The following is a 14,812-nucleotide window of genomic DNA, read 5'->3' on the forward strand; positions in this document are numbered from 1 at the left end:
GAGCGCTAGGCCCAGCCGCGCGCCGAGCGCTCCGCCCAGTACTGGGCGGGGTCGATCATGAGAGCGGCGAGGTCGTCGGCGGCGACGCCGGGTTCACGGGCGGCGAGATTCGAGTGCAACTGCTCGACCGTGACGGCGCCGCTCAGCACGATGTCGGCCCAAGGCTGGGCGAGCACGGCGCCGATCGCGAAGGCGTCCGCGCTCTGCCCCTCGCCGTCGGCGAGCCGGGCGGCGGCCGCGTCGGGTTCGACGAGGCGGCCATTGGCGAGGGCCTCTTTCACGACGACGAGCCAGCCGGTGGCGTCGGCGTGCGCGAGCGCGGGGCCGGCTGAGGGCTCGAGCAGGTTCCAGGTCGCCTGCACCACCGAGAACGGGGAGTCGGTCACGTCGAGGGCACGTTCGATCACGGCGCTCTGCTCGGGTCCGCTGGTCGAGATCCCGACGCGCACGCCGTCGTCGGCGAGGCGACGCAGCGCGTCCAGCAGCGGACCATCCGAGAGGGCGGGGCTCTCGGGGGTGACCGAGTGGATGAGGTAGAGGTCGGGATGAGTGCCGAGCGCCGCGACCGAGTGCGGCCACTGCCGCTCGAACATCGCGAGCGAGTGCTCTTTGCGCTCGTGCTGCGGCGCATCCATCCGCCAGTTGCCGACGTACTCGTAGCCCCACTTCGACCCGATCGTCAGCCGGTCGCGCCGACCCGGATGACGGGCGACCCAGGAGCCGAGGAAACCCTCGGCATCGCCGTAGGAGCGGGCCGCGTCGACGTAGCGGATGCCCGACTCCCAGGCGGCCTCCAACAGCTCGTGGGCGCGTCGCCGCATGCCGTCGATGGTGCGCTCGGCCGGGTCGCCGAGGTCGCGGTCGCGCCCGCTCGTGATGTAGGCGGGGCGTCCGATGGCGGCCAGCCCGAGGCCGATCCGCGACGCCGTGTTCTCGCTCACGATTCGACGGTAGCGCGCCGCGTCGAACGGTGCCGAAACACTTCTCGCGCGGGGGTAATCTCAGCGCTATGCCCGATTGGCCGCACCTGGTCGCCTTCTCTCTCGCCGCTCTTGTCTTGATCGTGATTCCCGGACCGAGCGTGCTGTTCAGCGTCGGTCGGGCGCTCGCGCTCGGGCGTCGGGGCGGTGTGCTGAGCGTGCTCGGCAACGCGGTCGGGCTGATCCCTCTCATCGTCGCGGTCGCGGTGGGCCTCGGGGCGATCATCGTGCAGTCGGTGCTGCTGTTCACGATCATCAAGATCGCCGGCGCCACCTACCTGATCTACCTCGGAGTGCAGGCGATCCGCCACCGGCACCGCAACGGCGCCGCGCTCCTGGAGGGAGCGGCGGTCTCCCGCTCGCGCCGGCGTCTGCTCGGGGAGGGCTTCGTCGTCGGCATCACCAATCCGAAGACGATCGCGTTCTTCGTCGCCGTGCTGCCCCAGTTCGTGGTGGCGAGCGTCGGGCCGGCGTGGGTTCAGATGCTCGTCTTCGGGCTGATCTTCTTCGTGCTGGCGGTCATCTCCGACTCCGCGTGGGCGATCGCAGCCGGGTCGGCGCGCGACTGGTTCGCCAAGTCGCCGGCGCGGATCGCGAACCTGGGTGCGGTGGGCGGCGTCATGATGATCGGACTCGGGGGAACCCTCGCGTTCGCGGGCGCGAAGGCGTAACCGCCCAACGCGGTTATCCGCGGAGGAGTCAGGCCACCCGGACCACGATCTCGTGCAGGCCGGTCGCCCCGTCGGGAATGACGCCCTGGATGTCGTCGGTCTGCACCTCGCCGTCGACGCTCGTCGCGCGCACTCGGATGCGGTGGTCGCCGCTCGTCGCCGTCCAGTCCAGGCGCCACTGCACCCAGGTGTCGACCGAGATGGCGGTGGCGAGCTCCGCGGGCTGCCACGCGCCCTCGTCGATCTGCACGTCGACCGCGGCGATGCCGGTGTGCTGATCCCAGGCGACGCCCGCGATCGTGACGGCTCCGGCCTCCACGGTGCGTCCGCTGTACGGCACGTCGATGCGGCTCGAGATCTTGACCGGACCTTCGGCGCTCCAGCCGCGATCCGTCCAGTACGCCGTCTGGTCGGCGAATCGCGTGACTTCGAGCTCGGTCACCCATTTGGTTGCCGACACGTAGCCGTAGAGCCCGGGCACCACCAGCCGCGCCGGAAATCCGTGCTCGACCGGCAGCGGCTCGTCGTTCATGCCGATCGCGAGCACCGAGTTGCGCTCCGCGTCCTGCAGCACGCTGAGCGGCGAGCTGGCCGTCCAGCCGTCGATGCTCTTCGACAGCACCATGTCGGCACCCGCCTGCGGCTTGGCGCGCGCCAGCAGCTCGCGGATCGGATACCCGAGCCACTTGGCGTTGCCGATCAGCCCGCCGCCGACTTCGTTCGAGACGCACATGAGCGTCGTGTACGACTCCTCGAGCGGCAGCGCCAGCAGCTCGTCCCAGCTCAGCTCGAACGGCTCGTCGACGAGGCCGTGGATGCGCAGGCTCCACTCGGCCGGGTCGACCTGCGGCACTCGGAGCGCGGTGTCGATCCGATAGAACAGCTCGTTCGGGGTGATCACCGGCGCCAGGCCGTCGATGCTGAGCTCCGCGCTCGCCGGGACGGCCGCGGCGGTCGTGGCCGCGCTCGGCAGGGTGAATGCCTCGCGGACGGTGGTGGCGGTGCGGGTGGCGGCCTGCAGGGCGTTGGCGCCCAGCGTGGCGAGCGCGCCCACGACGGCGGTTCCCGCCGACCAGCCGAGGAAGCCACGGCGGCTCAGTCCCGCGGTGTCCGCGGCGGGGGATGCCGCGTGCTCGCCGGGGTACTCGGGGCGCTTCCGCAGCAGCATCGTCAGCGCGATCGCCCCGACGACACCGGCGACGGCGGAGGGCAGGGGCGAGAGCAGGCCCGCGTCCGAGCGGGTCATCGCGGCGGCCACCCCGAGGGCGGCGGCGACGCCGAACAGCACGCGGCCGAGCGGCGAGCGGCTACTTTCGATCACGCCCGCCAGTCCTGCCAGTGCGGCGACGACCAGTCCGATGCCGACGAGCAGGGCGATCTTGTCGGCGGTGCCGAACAGTGCGATCGCGGCGTCTTTCGCCCAGGTCGGCGCCAGGTCGATCGCGGCGGCGCCGATGACGGTGAACGGACTGCCGGTCGGCACGAGCAGTGCGGCGGCCAGCTCACCCGCGCCCGCCGCGGCAACCCCGGCGGCGAGACCCGCCACCGCGGGCAGTGCGAACTGCCGTGCGGGAGAAGACGTGCCGCTGCTTCGCATGGTGTCAGCCTAGGTCGCGGGCCTCTGAACCGTCCGGGTCGTGTGGCGCGTGCGCGTTGGCGGGATATCCCGTCTGGCTGTCCGCGCATCGATGGAGCTGTGGCGCGGAGGTTCGTACGCTCGCACCATGACTCCCGCACAGCAGACCGCCGTCGACCACTTCGCCGCCAAGCTCCGCTTCGAGACCGACCCTTCGGATGTGCAGGCGGCGCTGGACGCCGGCGAGGCGCTGAGCTTCGTCGATGTGCGCAACGAGGTCGCGTGGCGACAGGGTCGCGCGGTGGGTGCGATCCACCTGCCGCGGCAGGACGTCGCCGCGCGCGCACTCGACCTGCTCCCCCGCGAGGTGCCGGTGGTCGTCTACTGCTGGAGCCCGGGCTGCAACGGGTCGACCAAGGCGGCGCTCGAGCTGAGCCGGCTCGGCTTCGAGGTGCGCGAGATGATCGGCGGCTTCGAGTACTGGGCGCGCGAGGGGCTGCCGGCCGTCGACGAGTCCGGCGACATCACGCGCCCGGTGGACGAGCTGACCGGCCCGCGCGCGACGGCGGGTGCGGGCGCGATCTCCTGCGACTGCTGAGCTTGCTTCGGGCAATCGGGGCCCAAATGTATCCTGAAAGCCGCCATCCGCGGCAATGAGCGCCCTGGACCCCGGTTTCTGTATACAGAACCGGGGAAGCGGCGTACAGTGGGCCCGTGCGTGCGAGCGATCGGGCCTACGAGGCGCTGCGGGGAGACATCCTCGCCTGGCGCCTGCGCCCCGGCACCCCGCTCAGCGAGATCGACCTCGCCGAGCGCCTGGGCGTCTCGCGCACCCCGCTGCGCGCCGCGCTCGCCCGGCTCGCCGTCGAAGGCTTCGTCGACACCACCCGAGGCCGCACTGCGATCGTCTCCGACGTCTCGGAGCACAGCGTGCGCGGCTACTTCGAACTGCGCGAAGCCCTCGAGACGCACGCCGCGAAACTCGCGGCCCGCCGCCGCGACGGCGCCGTCTTCGCCGACCTCGCCGAGCGCTTCGATCGCGCGACGGCTCTGCTCGACACGGGCGACATCGACTCGTACTACGCGCTGATCGCCGAGTTCGACCAGGCGCTCGCCGTCGCGATCGAAAACCCCGCCTTCGCCGCGAGCCTCGACGCCGTGCGCGCGCACCTCGCGCGCGCCCGCCGGATGGCCGCCGACAACGCTGATCGCCTGCGTCGCTCGGCGAGCGAGCACCGCCTCATCTGCGAAGCCATCCGTGACGGCGACGAGGCGCTCGCCGCCTCCGCCGTGTCGGCGCATCTGCGCCATGCCCTCATCACCATCCTCGCCACGCTGGCCGTGCGAGACCGACAGGAGACCCCCGCGTGAAGAATCACCTCGTTCGCACCTTCAAGAGCTCGGAGCCGCTGCCCCGGGAGGAGCAGCTGGCGTGGAAGATCGCCGAAGTGGCGGTCGACCCGGTCGAGGTGAGCGCCGAAGTGACCGACATGGTGATCAACCGTGTCATCGACAACGCCTCGGTCGCGGTGGCCTCGCTCGGCCGCGCCCCGGTGACCAGTGCGCGCGGGCAGGCCCTCGCGCACCAGCCCACCCCCGGGGGTGCCGGCGCCTCGGTCTTCGGCGTGACCAGCAAGCACAGCCCCGAGTGGGCCGCCTGGGCGAACGGGGTCGCCGTCCGCGAACTCGACTATCACGACACCTACCTCGCCGAGGAATACTCGCACCCCGGTGACAACATCCCGCCCGTGCTCGCCGTTGCGCAGCACGTCGGCAGCGATGGCGCCGCGCTCGTGCGCGGCCTCGCCACCGGCTACGAGATCCAGATCGACCTCGCCACCGGGATGAGCCTGCACCGGCACAAGATCGACCACGTCGCGCACCTCGGCCCGAGCGCCGCCGCCGGCATCGGCACCCTGCTGGGCCTCGCCCCCGAGACGATCTACCAGGCCATCGGCCAGGCGCTGCACACCACCACCGCCACGCGCCAGTCGCGCAAGGGCGAGATCTCCACCTGGAAGGCGCACGCCCCCGCCTTCGCCGGAAAGATGGCCGTCGAAGCGATCGATCGGGCGATGCGCGGGCAGACCTCGCCCTCGCCGATCTGGGAGGGCGAAGACGGCGTGATCGCGTGGCTCCTCGGCGGCCCCGAGGCGCGCTACACGATCCCGCTGCCAGAGGCAGGGGAGGCCAAACGTGCCATCCTCGACTCCTACACGAAGGAGCACTCCGCCGAGTACCAGGCGCAGGCCTGGATCGACCTGGCCCGCCGTCTCGGCACCGAGTGGCCCGAGCTGCGCGACCCCGCCAACATCGCCCGCGTCGTGCTCGCCTCCAGCCACCACACGCACTACGTGATCGGATCCGGCGCGAACGACCCGCAGAAGTACGACCCGACCGCGTCGCGCGAGACGCTCGACCACTCGATTCCGTACATCTTCACGGTCGCCCTGCAGGACGGCGCTTGGGACCACGTCGGCTCCTACGCACCCGAGCGCGCGCAGCGCGCCGACACGGTGGAGCTGTGGCAGAAGGTCACCACCGTCGAAGACCCGGAGTGGACGCGCCGCTACCTCTCCACCGACCCGAAGGAGCAGGCCTTCGGCGGGCGGGTCGAGATCGAGCTGGTGAGCGGGGAGCGCATCGTCGACGAGATCGCGGTGGCGGATGCGCATCCGCTCGGGGCCCGGCCGTTCGCGCGCGCCGAATACGTCGCCAAGTTCCGCACCCTCGCCGCGGGCGTGCTCGCCGACACCGAGATCGAGCGCTTCCTGGCCGCGGCCGAGGCGCTGCCGACCCTCGGCGCGGGTGAGCTCGACCAGCTCAACGTGGTCGCCGAGGGGCTGCCCGTTTCGCCGAAGGGACTCTTCTGATGCTGCACGCGAACCTCACCGCGAGCGCCAAGCGCGCCGCCTTCCGCGCCCGCCTGGCGAGCGGCGAACTGGTGCGGATGCCCGGCGCCTTCAACCCGCTGAGCGCCCAGCTCATCCAGGACAAGGGCTTCGAGGGCGTCTACATCTCGGGTGCCGTGATGAGCGCCGACCTGGGGCTTCCCGACATCGGGTTGACGACCCTCACCGAGGTCGCCGGTCGCGCGGCGCAGATCGCGCGGGTCACCGACCTGCCCGCGCTGGTCGACGCCGACACCGGCTTCGGCGAGCCGATGAACGTCGCGCGCACCGTGCAGGTGATGGAGGACGCGGGCGTGGCCGGCATCCACCTGGAGGATCAGGTCAACCCGAAGCGCTGCGGTCACCTCGACGGCAAGGAGGTCGTCGACGAGCAGACGGCGCTGAAGCGGATCCGTGCGGCGGTGTCGGCCCGGCGCGACCCCGACTTCCTGATCATGGCGCGCACCGATATCCGCGGGGTGGAGGGCATGGCCGCCGCGATCGATCGCGCCAAGGCGCTCGTCGATGCGGGCGCCGACGCGATCTTCCCCGAGGCAATGGCGAGTCTCGAAGAGTTCGCCGCGATCCGCGCGGCCGTCGACGTGCCGGTGCTGGCGAACATGACCGAGTTCGGCAAGAGCGAGCTGTTCACCACGGCGCAGCTGGCCGACGTCGGGGTGAACATCGTGATCTTCCCGGTGTCGCTGCTGCGTCTGGCGATGGGCGCGGCGGAACGTGGCCTCGACACGATCCTCGCCGAGGGATCGCTGACCTCGAAGGTGCCCGAGATGCAGACCCGGGCACGCCTCTACGAACTCGTCGACTATGCGGCCTACGGTTCGTTCGACGACAACATCTTCACCTTCGACCTGAACAACAACAGGAGCTGACATGACAGAGATCAAGAAGGGGCTCGCGGGTGTCGTCGTTGACACCACCGCGATCTCGAAGGTCAACCCCGAGACCAACTCGCTGCTCTACCGCGGCTATCCGGTGCAGGATCTGTGCGCCAGCCGCACCTTCGAGGAGGTCGCCTACCTGCTCTGGCACGGCGAGCTGCCGAGCGACGACGAGCTGCAGAACTTCCAGGAGCTGGAGCGGGCGCACCGCGCGCTCACCCCGCTGGCCAAGCACACGATCGACCTGCTGCCGAAGGATGCGCATCCGATGGATGTCATGCGCACCGCCATCAGCGCGATCGGCGCCGCCGATGCGACCGCGGCCGACGCGAGCCCGGAGGCCAACCTCGACAAGGCGATCCGCCTCTGGGCCCAGCTGCCGGCGATCGTCGCCTACACGCAGCGTCGTCGGCGCGGCCTCGACCTCGTGGAGCCCCGCGGTGACCTCGGCTACTCGGCGAACTTCCTGCACATGACCTTCGGCGAGGTGCCCGACCTGGTGGTCGTCAACGCCTTCGACGTGTCGATGATCCTGTACGCCGAGCACTCCTTCAACGCCTCCACCTTCACCGCGCGCGTGATCACCTCGACGCTCGCCGACCTCTACTCGGCCGTTGTCGGAGCGGTCGGCGCGCTCAAGGGTCCGCTGCACGGCGGCGCCAACGAGGCGGTCATGTACGTCTTCGACGAGATCGGCGAGGCCGCGAAGGCGGAGGCCTGGCTCGACACCGCGCTCGCCGAGAAGCGCAAAATCATGGGCTTCGGCCATCGCGTCTACAAGAGCGGCGACTCGCGCGTGCCGACGATGAAGCAGGCGCTCGACAGCCTGATTCAGGAGTACGACCGCCCCGACCTCGCCGAGCTGTACACGACGCTCGAGCAGGCCATGGATGACCGCAAGGGCATCAAGCCCAACCTCGACTACCCGAGCGGGCCGGCGTACCACCTCATCGGCTTCGACACCGAGCTCTTCACGCCGCTGTTCGTCGCCAGCCGGGTCACCGGCTGGACGGCGCACATCCGGGAGCAGCTCGAGTCGAACGCGCTCATCCGCCCGCTCTCGGAGTACGTCGGCCCGGAGCAGCGTCAGGTCCCCTGACGCCGCGCGGCTTCGGGTGGTACGTTCCGCACATGTCGCGAATCGTGGCGGTGGCACCGGCGCTGCCCGAGCATGCCTACACGCAGAGTGAGATCACGGCGGAACTCGCCGACCTGATCGCTCCGGTGAGCCCGCAGCGCGCCGTGCTCGAGCGCTTCCATGCCGCGAGCGGCATCGGTCGCCGGCACACGGTGCTGCCCCTGGAGCGCTACCGCGAACTCGGCGGGTTCACCGAGGCGAACGACATCTGGATCAGCGAGGGCACCGCGCTCGCAGCGCGCGCGCTGACCGCGGCGCTCGACGCGGCCGGTCTCGATCCGCGCGAGGTCGACTACCTGCTGTTCACCTCGGTGACCGGGATCGCGGCCCCGTCGATCGACGCCCGCCTGGTTCCGCTCGTCGGCCTTCGCCCCGACATCAAGCGGATGCCCTCCTTCGGCCTCGGCTGCGTCGCCGGCGCCGCCGGGCTTGCCCGGGTGCACGACTACCTGGTCGGCCACCCCGACGAGATCGCCGTGCTCGTCTCGGTCGAGCTCTGCTCGCTCACCCTGCAGCGCGACGACCTCTCGGTGGCGAACTTCGTCGCCAGCGGCCTGTTCGGCGACGGCGCGGCAGCGGTCGTGGTGGCCGGGGCGAACCGCGCGGAGAAGCTCGGCCTGCCGGGCCCGGAGATCCTCGACACCCGCGCCGCGCTGCACCCCGACAGCCAGAGCGTCATCGGCTGGGACGTCGGCGGAACGGGCTTTCGCATCGTGCTGAGCGCCTCGGTGTCGGAGACGGTCGGCGGCGGTGTGCCGCGCGAGGTGCTCGCGCTGCTGGAGCGGCACGCGCTCGGCACCGCGGACATCGCCGCATGGATCGCGCATCCGGGTGGCCCGCGCGTGCTGGAGGCCTTCGAGGTGGGCCTGAATCTCGGCAGCGGGCAGCTCGCACCGAGTTGGCGCTCCCTCGAGTCGGTCGGCAACCTCTCCTCCGCCTCCGTTCTGCACGTGCTCGCCGATCAGTTCGTCCAGACGGACGGTGCCTTGGGCGTGGTGCTCGCCGTCGGGCCGGGAGTCACCAGCGAGTCGGTGCTGCTGAAGTGGGTGGCGTGATGACGCTCACCCTGGTGATGTTCGCAGCTCTCCTGCTGCTCACGGGTGTGGAGCGCCTGATCGAGCTGGTGATCTCGCGCCGAAACGCCGCCTGGGCCTTCGCCCGCGGCGGGATCGAGAGCGGCAAGCGCCATTTCCCGGCGATGGTCGCGCTGCACACCGGGCTGCTGGTCGCGGCGTTCCTCGAGGCCTGGCTCGGCGAGCGTCCGTTCATCCCGGAGCTCGGCTGGCCGACGCTGGTGATCGCGCTGCTGTGCCAGGCGGGACGCTACTGGGTGATCGCCTCGCTCGGGTTCCAATGGAACACGCGCGTGATCGTCGTGCCCGGGCTCGCGCTCTCGCGACGCGGACCGTACCGCTGGTCGTGGGTGCGCCACCCGAACTACGTGATCGTCGCCCTCGAGGGGATCGCCCTTCCCCTGGTGCACACCTCGTGGATCACCGCCATCGTGTTCACGGTGCTGAACGCGATCCTGCTGCTCGGCTTCCGCATCCCCACCGAGAATCGCGCCCTGGCCGCGGCGCGCCCGACCCGGTGACGGTCTACGAGACCGAAGTCGTGGTGGTCGGCGGCGGGCCGATCGGCCTGGCGAGCGCGATCGAGGCGCGCGAGGCCGGTCTTGACGTGATTGTGGTCGAGCCCCGCGAGGGCGTCATCGACAAGGCGTGCGGGGAGGGCCTGATGCCGGGCGCCGTGCCGGCGCTGCACCGGCTGGGGGTCGCTCCGGCGGGCTTCGAGCTGCGCGGGGTCGCCTACCGCGACGGCCGGTCGTCGGCGGATCACCGCTTCGCCGGCGGGACCGCGCTCGGGGTGCGGCGCACGACCCTGCACGCCGCGTTGCTGGAGCGCGCGGAGCAGGTCGGGGTGCGCCGCGTCGCCGCGCGCGTGCTCGACGTCGAGCAGGAGGGCGAGCACGTCACGGCGCTGACGACCGGGCCGCGGGTGCGCGGGGAGTGGATGCTCGCCTGCGACGGCCTGCACTCGCCCGTCGCGCGCCTTCTGGGACTGCACCGTCCGGCGCGGGAGCGCGGTCGACGCTTCGGACAGCGCCAGCACTTCGCGATCGAGCCGTGGAGCGACCTGATCGAGGTGCACTGGACGAGCGACGCCGAGCTCTATGTCACCCCCACTGCCGACGGTGTGGTCGGGATCGCGGCGCTCACCCGCCGCGGCGTGCGGTTCGGCGAGGCGCTCGCCGCCTGCCCCGAGCTCGCCGCCCGCATCGCCCGCGCACCGCGTGCGACGCCGGTGATCGGCGCGGGCCCGTTCCGTCAGACGACTTCCGCGCGCACGCGCGGGCGGGTGCTGCTGGTCGGGGATGCCTCCGGCTATGTCGATGCCCTGACCGGGGAAGGGCTGCGCATCGGCTTCGCGCAGGCCGAGGCCGCCGTGCAGGCGGTGCGCCGCGGGGACGCGCACGACTACGAGCGACGCTGGCGGCAGATCACCCGGGACTTCCGCTGGCTGACCCGGGCGACGGTCGCGCTCGCGAACTCCCCCGCGCGCTCCCGCGTGGTTCCGATCGCGCGCGCGGCGCCGCGACTGTTCGGCGCGGCGGTCGAGCGGCTGGCCCGCTGACGCCGCCGTTCTCCGCTGCGCGAGCTACGCGGCGGCGGAGGCTTCGAGACCGAGAAGCGCGGCCAACTCGCGCGGAGTCTCGGCGACACCCACCGCGCCCGCCTGCTCGGCGGGCGAGCCGTAGCCCCAGGTCACGAAGAAGGTGGGGATGCCGCGCTCGTGGGCGCCCTCCACGTCGTGGTGGCGGTCGCCCACCATGATCGGGTTGCTGAGATCGGCGCCCGCGACGCGCAGGCGCCGCAGCGCCTCCAGCACCACGTCCTTCTTGGCGCTGCGTGACTCGTCCTCGCTCGCGCCGGTGAACTCGGTGAAGTACTGCGAGAGCTCGAAGTGGTCGAGGATCAGCCGGGCCGGCAGCTCGGGCTTGGAGGTGGCGAGCGAGAGCGGGATCCCGGCGTCGTGGATCGCGGCCAGGATCTCGCGCACTCCCGGGTAGACGACCGCGTCGAAGACGCCGGTCGAGACGTAGTGCTTGCGGTACACCTCGAGCGCGCGAGCGGATTCCGCCTCGTTCAGCCCCGCGAGGTCGCGGAAGGAGTCGAGGATCGGCGGGCCGACCCAGCGCAGCAGCTCAGCGGGGGTGGGAACCGGCATCCCCAGTGCCTCGTAGGTGTGCGCGAGGCTCGAGGTGATGCCCGGCGCGGAGTCCACGATCGTGCCGTCCAGATCGAACAGGATCGAGCTGAACGGCGGAGCGACGGATGCGGCGGACACCCGACCAGCCTAGGACGCGGCGCGTGCGGCGCCGGTCGTCATCCAGCGGTCCCCGCGCGCCCGAAGCCCCAGAGTGAGCGCGCGCGCCGCGAGATAGACCAGCGACCAGGCGCCCTGCGCGAGCAGCACGGCGGCGAGTCCGCCCTCGGGCGGAAGCAGGGCCAGCAGCAGAGCGGGCAGGTAGACGACCACGTTGGCAAGGCCGGTGAGCGCCAGATAGCGGGCATCGCCCGCGCCGATCAGGATGCCGTCGAGCACGAACACGTAGCCGGCCAACGGGGCGGTCACCGCCAGCACGAGCAGCAGCCCGGGGAGCATCGCCAGCACCGCCGGGTCGGAGGTGAACACCCGCCCGGCGACGGGGGCGAGTGCCGCGAGGATCAGGCCGCTGCCGAGCCCGGCGAGCACGGTGTGCTGGATCAGTCGGTGCACGACCGTGCGAACCCGGACGTGGTCGCCCGCGCCGAGCGCGTGCCCGACCATCGCCTGCGCGGCGATCGCCTCCGCGTCGAGCACGAACGCGACGAGCGAGAGCACGGCCATCGAGACCTGCAGCGCCGCGAGCTCCTCGGTGCCGATCGCCGCGCCGACGACCGTGAAGGCGACCATGCCGAGGCGCAGCGACGCGGTGCGCAGCAACAGCCAGCCGCCCGCCGCGGCCGAGGCGCTCACCCCCGCGAGCCCCGGGCGGAGGGCGACGCCGTGCGGGCGTGCGGCACGCACCGCCATCACGACATAGACGGCGGCCATGCCGTACTGGGCGACGACGGTGCCGGCGGCCGATCCCGCGATCCCCCAGCCCAGGCCGTAGATGAAGACGGCGTTGAGCGCCGCGTTGGCGGTGAAGCCGGCGATCGCGACGACGAGCGGGGTGCGGGTGTCCTGCAGGCCGCGCAGCAGCCCGGTTGCGGCGATCACGAGCAGCATCCCGGGCATCCCCCAGACGGCGATCGCCAGGTACTCGACCGCGGCGTCGGTCACCGCCGGGGCCGCACCGAAGGCGGCGGCGAGCGGGCGCGCGGTGAGGGCGCCGACCACGGCGAGAAGCGCACCCAGCGCCAGGGCGAGCCACATGCCGTCGATGCCCGCGCGGATCGCCCCCGCCCGGTCGCCCGCCCCGAGGCGCCGCGCCACCGTCGGGGTGGTCGCGTAGGCGAGGAAGATCAGCAGCCCGATCGCGGTCTGCAGGATCGTGCCGGCGATGCCGAGCCCCGCCAGCGACACGGCGCCGAGGTGCCCGACCAGCGCGGTGTCGGTGAGCAGGAACAGCGGCTCGGCGACGAGCGCGCCGAGCGCCGGAACGGCGAGGCGCAGGATCTCGCGATCGAGCGCGCGGCGTTCGGCTCGAGCGGTGGTCACGGCGTCAGAACAGCCGGGAGTGGCCGGTCTCGAGTCCGCGCATGGCGTCGTAGTCGAGCACCAGGCAGCGGATGCCCCGGTCCTCCGCGAGCGTGCGAGCCTGCGGCTTGATCTCCTGCGCCGCGAACACGCCCGCGACGGGCGCGAGCAAGGGGTCGCGGTTCATCAGCTCGAGGTAGCGGGTGAGCTGCTCGACCCCGTCGATGTCGCCGCGGCGCTTGATCTCGACGGCGACCGAGGCGCCGCTCGCATCCCGCGCCAGGATGTCGACCGGACCGATCGCGGTCATGTACTCGCGGCGCACCAGTTCGTGCCCCTCCCCCAGCAGGTCGATCTGCTCGGCGAGCAGGCGCTGCAGCTCGGCCTCGACGCCGTCCTTCTGCAGCCCCGGGTCGATGCCGAGCTCGTGCGAGGTGTCGTGCAGGATCTCGTGGATCGAGATCACGAGCAGGTCGGCGGTCTTCGCGTGGGTGACGCGCCAGAGCTCGACGACGCCGGCCGAGGCGCGCTCCTCGTCGACCTCATCGACGGTGAAGGTGCAGGGCGGGCTCATCCAGTTGAGAGGCTTGTAGCTCAGTGAATCCGAGTGCACGAGGACGCTGCCGTCGGCCTTCACCAGCAGCAGTCGCGTCGCGAGCGGCAGGTGCGCGCTCAGTCGCCCCGCGTAGTCGACGGAGCAGCGGGCAATGACAAGACGCACGCGTCGATCCTACGAGGCGTCGACCGGCTCGGCGTCCGGCGTCGGCGTCTGCTCGCGCGCGGCGGGCGACATGACGGCGGAGAGCACGATGAGTGCGAGCACGATGAACAGCGCGTTGAGCAGACCGATCTGTTCACCCACGAATCCGATCAGCGGGGGACCGACGAGGAAGGCGAAGTAGCCGACCGTCGCCACCGCGCTCACGCGGGCGGCCGCGGTGCGGGCGTCGTCGGCGGCCGCCGACATGCCCACCGGGAAGCCGAGCGAGGCCCCGAGCCCCCAGAGCACGATGCCGACGACGTAGAGCGCGGGGATCGGCACCAGGATGACGATCGCGAGACCGACCGCCGCGGTCAATGCCGAGGCGCGCAGCACCGGCACCCGGCCGAAGCGGTCGAGGATCGGAACCCCGACGATGCGTCCGATTGTCATCGCGGTGGCGAAGACGCCGAACAGCAGCGCGCCCGTTCCGTTCTCCAGCTCGTGCGCATCGATCAGCGCGAGCGCGAGCCAGTCGTTCGCGCTGCCCTCGGTGAAGGCCATGCCCAGCACGATCAGGCCGATCAGCAGGGTGCGCGGGTCGGTCCAGATCGCCATCCGCTCGCGGAAGTCGGGGCGGGGCTCCTGCCCCTCCTCCTCGGTGATGTGCGCGGGCAGCCAGCGCGGCACGATGACCGCGGCGACCGCCAGAAGAGCGCCCATCAGCCCGAAGTGAACGAGCACGGGCACCCCGGCGAACGCCGCCGCCGAGCCGATGCCGGCCCCCGCGACGGTGCCCAGGCTCCAGCTCGCGTGATACCAGGGCATGATGTTGCGGCGAAGCGCGCGCTCCGCGCCCGCGCCCTCGACATTCATCGCGACGTCGCACACCGCACCGGCGAAGCCGGTGATCGCCATGCCGAGCAGCGCGAGCACGAAGTTCGAGAGCAGCGTCGTCGCGGCGCCCGTGAGGATCAGCCCGAGCCCGAAGGCGAGCAGCGTCAGACGGATCGTCTGCGCGCCGCCGATCGCGTGCACGAGATGCCCCGAGATGAGCAGACCGAGGATCGCCCCGGTCGAGATGGCGAACAGCAGAATGCCGACCTGGGAGACCGGGATGTCCAGCTGATCGCGCAGGGCCGGGATGCGGGAGATCCAGGCCGCCATGCCCAGACCGTTGACGGTGAAGGCGACGAAGACGGCGTTGCGCCAGGCCGTCACCGAAGGAGGAGCAGTGTTCACCTCCTCACGCTATCCGGCGAGGGCGCGGC

At 71.7% G+C, this 14,812-nt stretch carries 15 protein-coding genes; 9 read left to right on the forward strand and 6 right to left on the reverse strand.

Annotation, left to right across the window (positions count from 1 at the left end):
- Positions 1–5 precede the first annotated feature (5 nt).
- The gene (locus ACR3ZA_RS08250) at positions 6–941 is read right to left on the reverse strand and encodes an aldo/keto reductase (protein ID WP_473661495.1); all 936 of its coding nucleotides are present in this window, start codon (positions 939–941) and stop codon (positions 6–8) included.
- 68 nt (positions 942–1,009) lie between these two features.
- Here ACR3ZA_RS08250 and ACR3ZA_RS08255 point away from each other — a divergent pair, with 68 nt between their 5' ends.
- On the forward strand, positions 1,010–1,651 hold the full coding sequence (locus ACR3ZA_RS08255) for a LysE family translocator (RefSeq protein WP_294178827.1): 642 nt from the start codon (positions 1,010–1,012) through the stop codon (positions 1,649–1,651).
- A gap of 28 nt (positions 1,652–1,679) precedes the next feature.
- Here the strand turns inward: ACR3ZA_RS08255 and ACR3ZA_RS08260 are convergent, their stop codons facing one another.
- Positions 1,680–3,248, reverse strand: a complete 1,569-nt coding sequence (locus ACR3ZA_RS08260) for a molybdopterin-dependent oxidoreductase (protein ID WP_473661496.1) — start codon at positions 3,246–3,248, stop codon at positions 1,680–1,682.
- A gap of 127 nt (positions 3,249–3,375) precedes the next feature.
- On the opposite strand from ACR3ZA_RS08260, the gene ACR3ZA_RS08265 reads away from it, so the two are divergent.
- From ACR3ZA_RS08265 to ACR3ZA_RS08300, 8 genes are all read left to right on the forward strand, one after another.
- Positions 3,376–3,825 (forward strand): rhodanese-like domain-containing protein, encoded by a 450-nt coding sequence (locus ACR3ZA_RS08265; protein ID WP_473661497.1) that lies wholly within the window; start codon positions 3,376–3,378, stop codon positions 3,823–3,825.
- Between the two features lie 116 nt (positions 3,826–3,941).
- Positions 3,942–4,598 carry an FCD domain-containing protein gene (locus ACR3ZA_RS08270; protein ID WP_473661498.1) on the forward strand — a complete coding sequence of 219 codons (657 nt, stop codon included), beginning with the start codon at positions 3,942–3,944 and terminating at the stop codon, positions 4,596–4,598.
- Positions 4,595–6,100 carry an MmgE/PrpD family protein gene (locus ACR3ZA_RS08275; protein ID WP_473661499.1) on the forward strand — a complete coding sequence of 502 codons (1,506 nt, stop codon included), beginning with the start codon at positions 4,595–4,597 and terminating at the stop codon, positions 6,098–6,100. The genes ACR3ZA_RS08270 and ACR3ZA_RS08275 overlap by 4 nt, the downstream gene beginning before the upstream one ends.
- Positions 6,100–7,008, forward strand: coding sequence for a methylisocitrate lyase (gene prpB / locus ACR3ZA_RS08280; protein ID WP_294178834.1), 909 nt, complete (start codon positions 6,100–6,102; stop codon positions 7,006–7,008). Before ACR3ZA_RS08275 ends, prpB begins: the two co-directional genes overlap by 1 nt.
- 1 nt (position 7,009) lies before the next feature.
- Positions 7,010–8,116 (forward strand): bifunctional 2-methylcitrate synthase/citrate synthase, encoded by a 1,107-nt coding sequence (locus tag ACR3ZA_RS08285; RefSeq protein ID WP_473661500.1) that lies wholly within the window; start codon positions 7,010–7,012, stop codon positions 8,114–8,116.
- A gap of 32 nt (positions 8,117–8,148) precedes the next feature.
- On the forward strand, positions 8,149–9,210 hold the full coding sequence (locus ACR3ZA_RS08290; RefSeq protein ID WP_473661501.1) for a type III polyketide synthase: 1,062 nt from the start codon (positions 8,149–8,151) through the stop codon (positions 9,208–9,210).
- Positions 9,210–9,749: an isoprenylcysteine carboxylmethyltransferase family protein gene (locus tag ACR3ZA_RS08295; protein WP_473661502.1), complete on the forward strand. Its 540-nt coding sequence runs from the start codon at positions 9,210–9,212 to the stop codon at positions 9,747–9,749. The genes ACR3ZA_RS08290 and ACR3ZA_RS08295 overlap by 1 nt, the downstream gene beginning before the upstream one ends.
- Positions 9,746–10,789, forward strand: a complete 1,044-nt coding sequence (locus tag ACR3ZA_RS08300; protein WP_294178840.1) for an NAD(P)/FAD-dependent oxidoreductase — start codon at positions 9,746–9,748, stop codon at positions 10,787–10,789. Before ACR3ZA_RS08295 ends, ACR3ZA_RS08300 begins: the two co-directional genes overlap by 4 nt.
- A 24-nt stretch (positions 10,790–10,813) precedes the next feature.
- Here the strand turns inward: ACR3ZA_RS08300 and ACR3ZA_RS08305 are convergent, their stop codons facing one another.
- The 4 genes from ACR3ZA_RS08305 to ACR3ZA_RS08320 are packed head-to-tail and all read right to left on the reverse strand — an operon-like array spanning position 10,814 to position 14,783.
- Positions 10,814–11,503, reverse strand: a complete 690-nt coding sequence (locus tag ACR3ZA_RS08305) for an HAD hydrolase-like protein (RefSeq protein ID WP_294178841.1) — start codon at positions 11,501–11,503, stop codon at positions 10,814–10,816.
- Positions 11,504–11,512: 9 nt separating this feature from the next.
- Positions 11,513–12,862: an MATE family efflux transporter gene (locus ACR3ZA_RS08310; protein WP_473661503.1), complete on the reverse strand. Its 1,350-nt coding sequence runs from the start codon at positions 12,860–12,862 to the stop codon at positions 11,513–11,515.
- Between the two features lie 4 nt (positions 12,863–12,866).
- Positions 12,867–13,562: an endonuclease NucS gene (gene nucS / locus ACR3ZA_RS08315; RefSeq protein ID WP_294178845.1), complete on the reverse strand. Its 696-nt coding sequence runs from the start codon at positions 13,560–13,562 to the stop codon at positions 12,867–12,869.
- A gap of 9 nt (positions 13,563–13,571) precedes the next feature.
- Positions 13,572–14,783, reverse strand: a complete 1,212-nt coding sequence (locus ACR3ZA_RS08320; protein WP_473661504.1) for an MFS transporter — start codon at positions 14,781–14,783, stop codon at positions 13,572–13,574.
- Between the last annotated feature and the right edge of the window lie 29 nt (positions 14,784–14,812).

Source organism: Herbiconiux sp. J20-20, assembly GCF_057365085.1.

What these genes read in the sequence shown, in the direction of transcription:
- ACR3ZA_RS08295 (WP_473661502.1), top strand. Translation starts at nt 9,210, where the DNA reads ATGACGCTCACCCTGGTGATGTTCGCAGCTCTCCTGCTGCTCACGGGT.
- prpB (WP_294178834.1), top strand. Translation starts at nt 6,100, where the DNA reads ATGCTGCACGCGAACCTCACCGCGAGCGCCAAGCGCGCCGCCTTCCGC.
- ACR3ZA_RS08260 (WP_473661496.1), bottom strand. Translation starts at nt 3,248, where the DNA reads ATGCGAAGCAGCGGCACGTCTTCTCCCGCACGGCAGTTCGCACTGCCC.
- ACR3ZA_RS08265 (WP_473661497.1), top strand. Translation starts at nt 3,376, where the DNA reads ATGACTCCCGCACAGCAGACCGCCGTCGACCACTTCGCCGCCAAGCTC.
- ACR3ZA_RS08255 (WP_294178827.1), top strand. Translation starts at nt 1,010, where the DNA reads ATGCCCGATTGGCCGCACCTGGTCGCCTTCTCTCTCGCCGCTCTTGTC.
- ACR3ZA_RS08290 (WP_473661501.1), top strand. Translation starts at nt 8,149, where the DNA reads ATGTCGCGAATCGTGGCGGTGGCACCGGCGCTGCCCGAGCATGCCTAC.
- ACR3ZA_RS08285 (WP_473661500.1), top strand. Translation starts at nt 7,010, where the DNA reads ATGACAGAGATCAAGAAGGGGCTCGCGGGTGTCGTCGTTGACACCACC.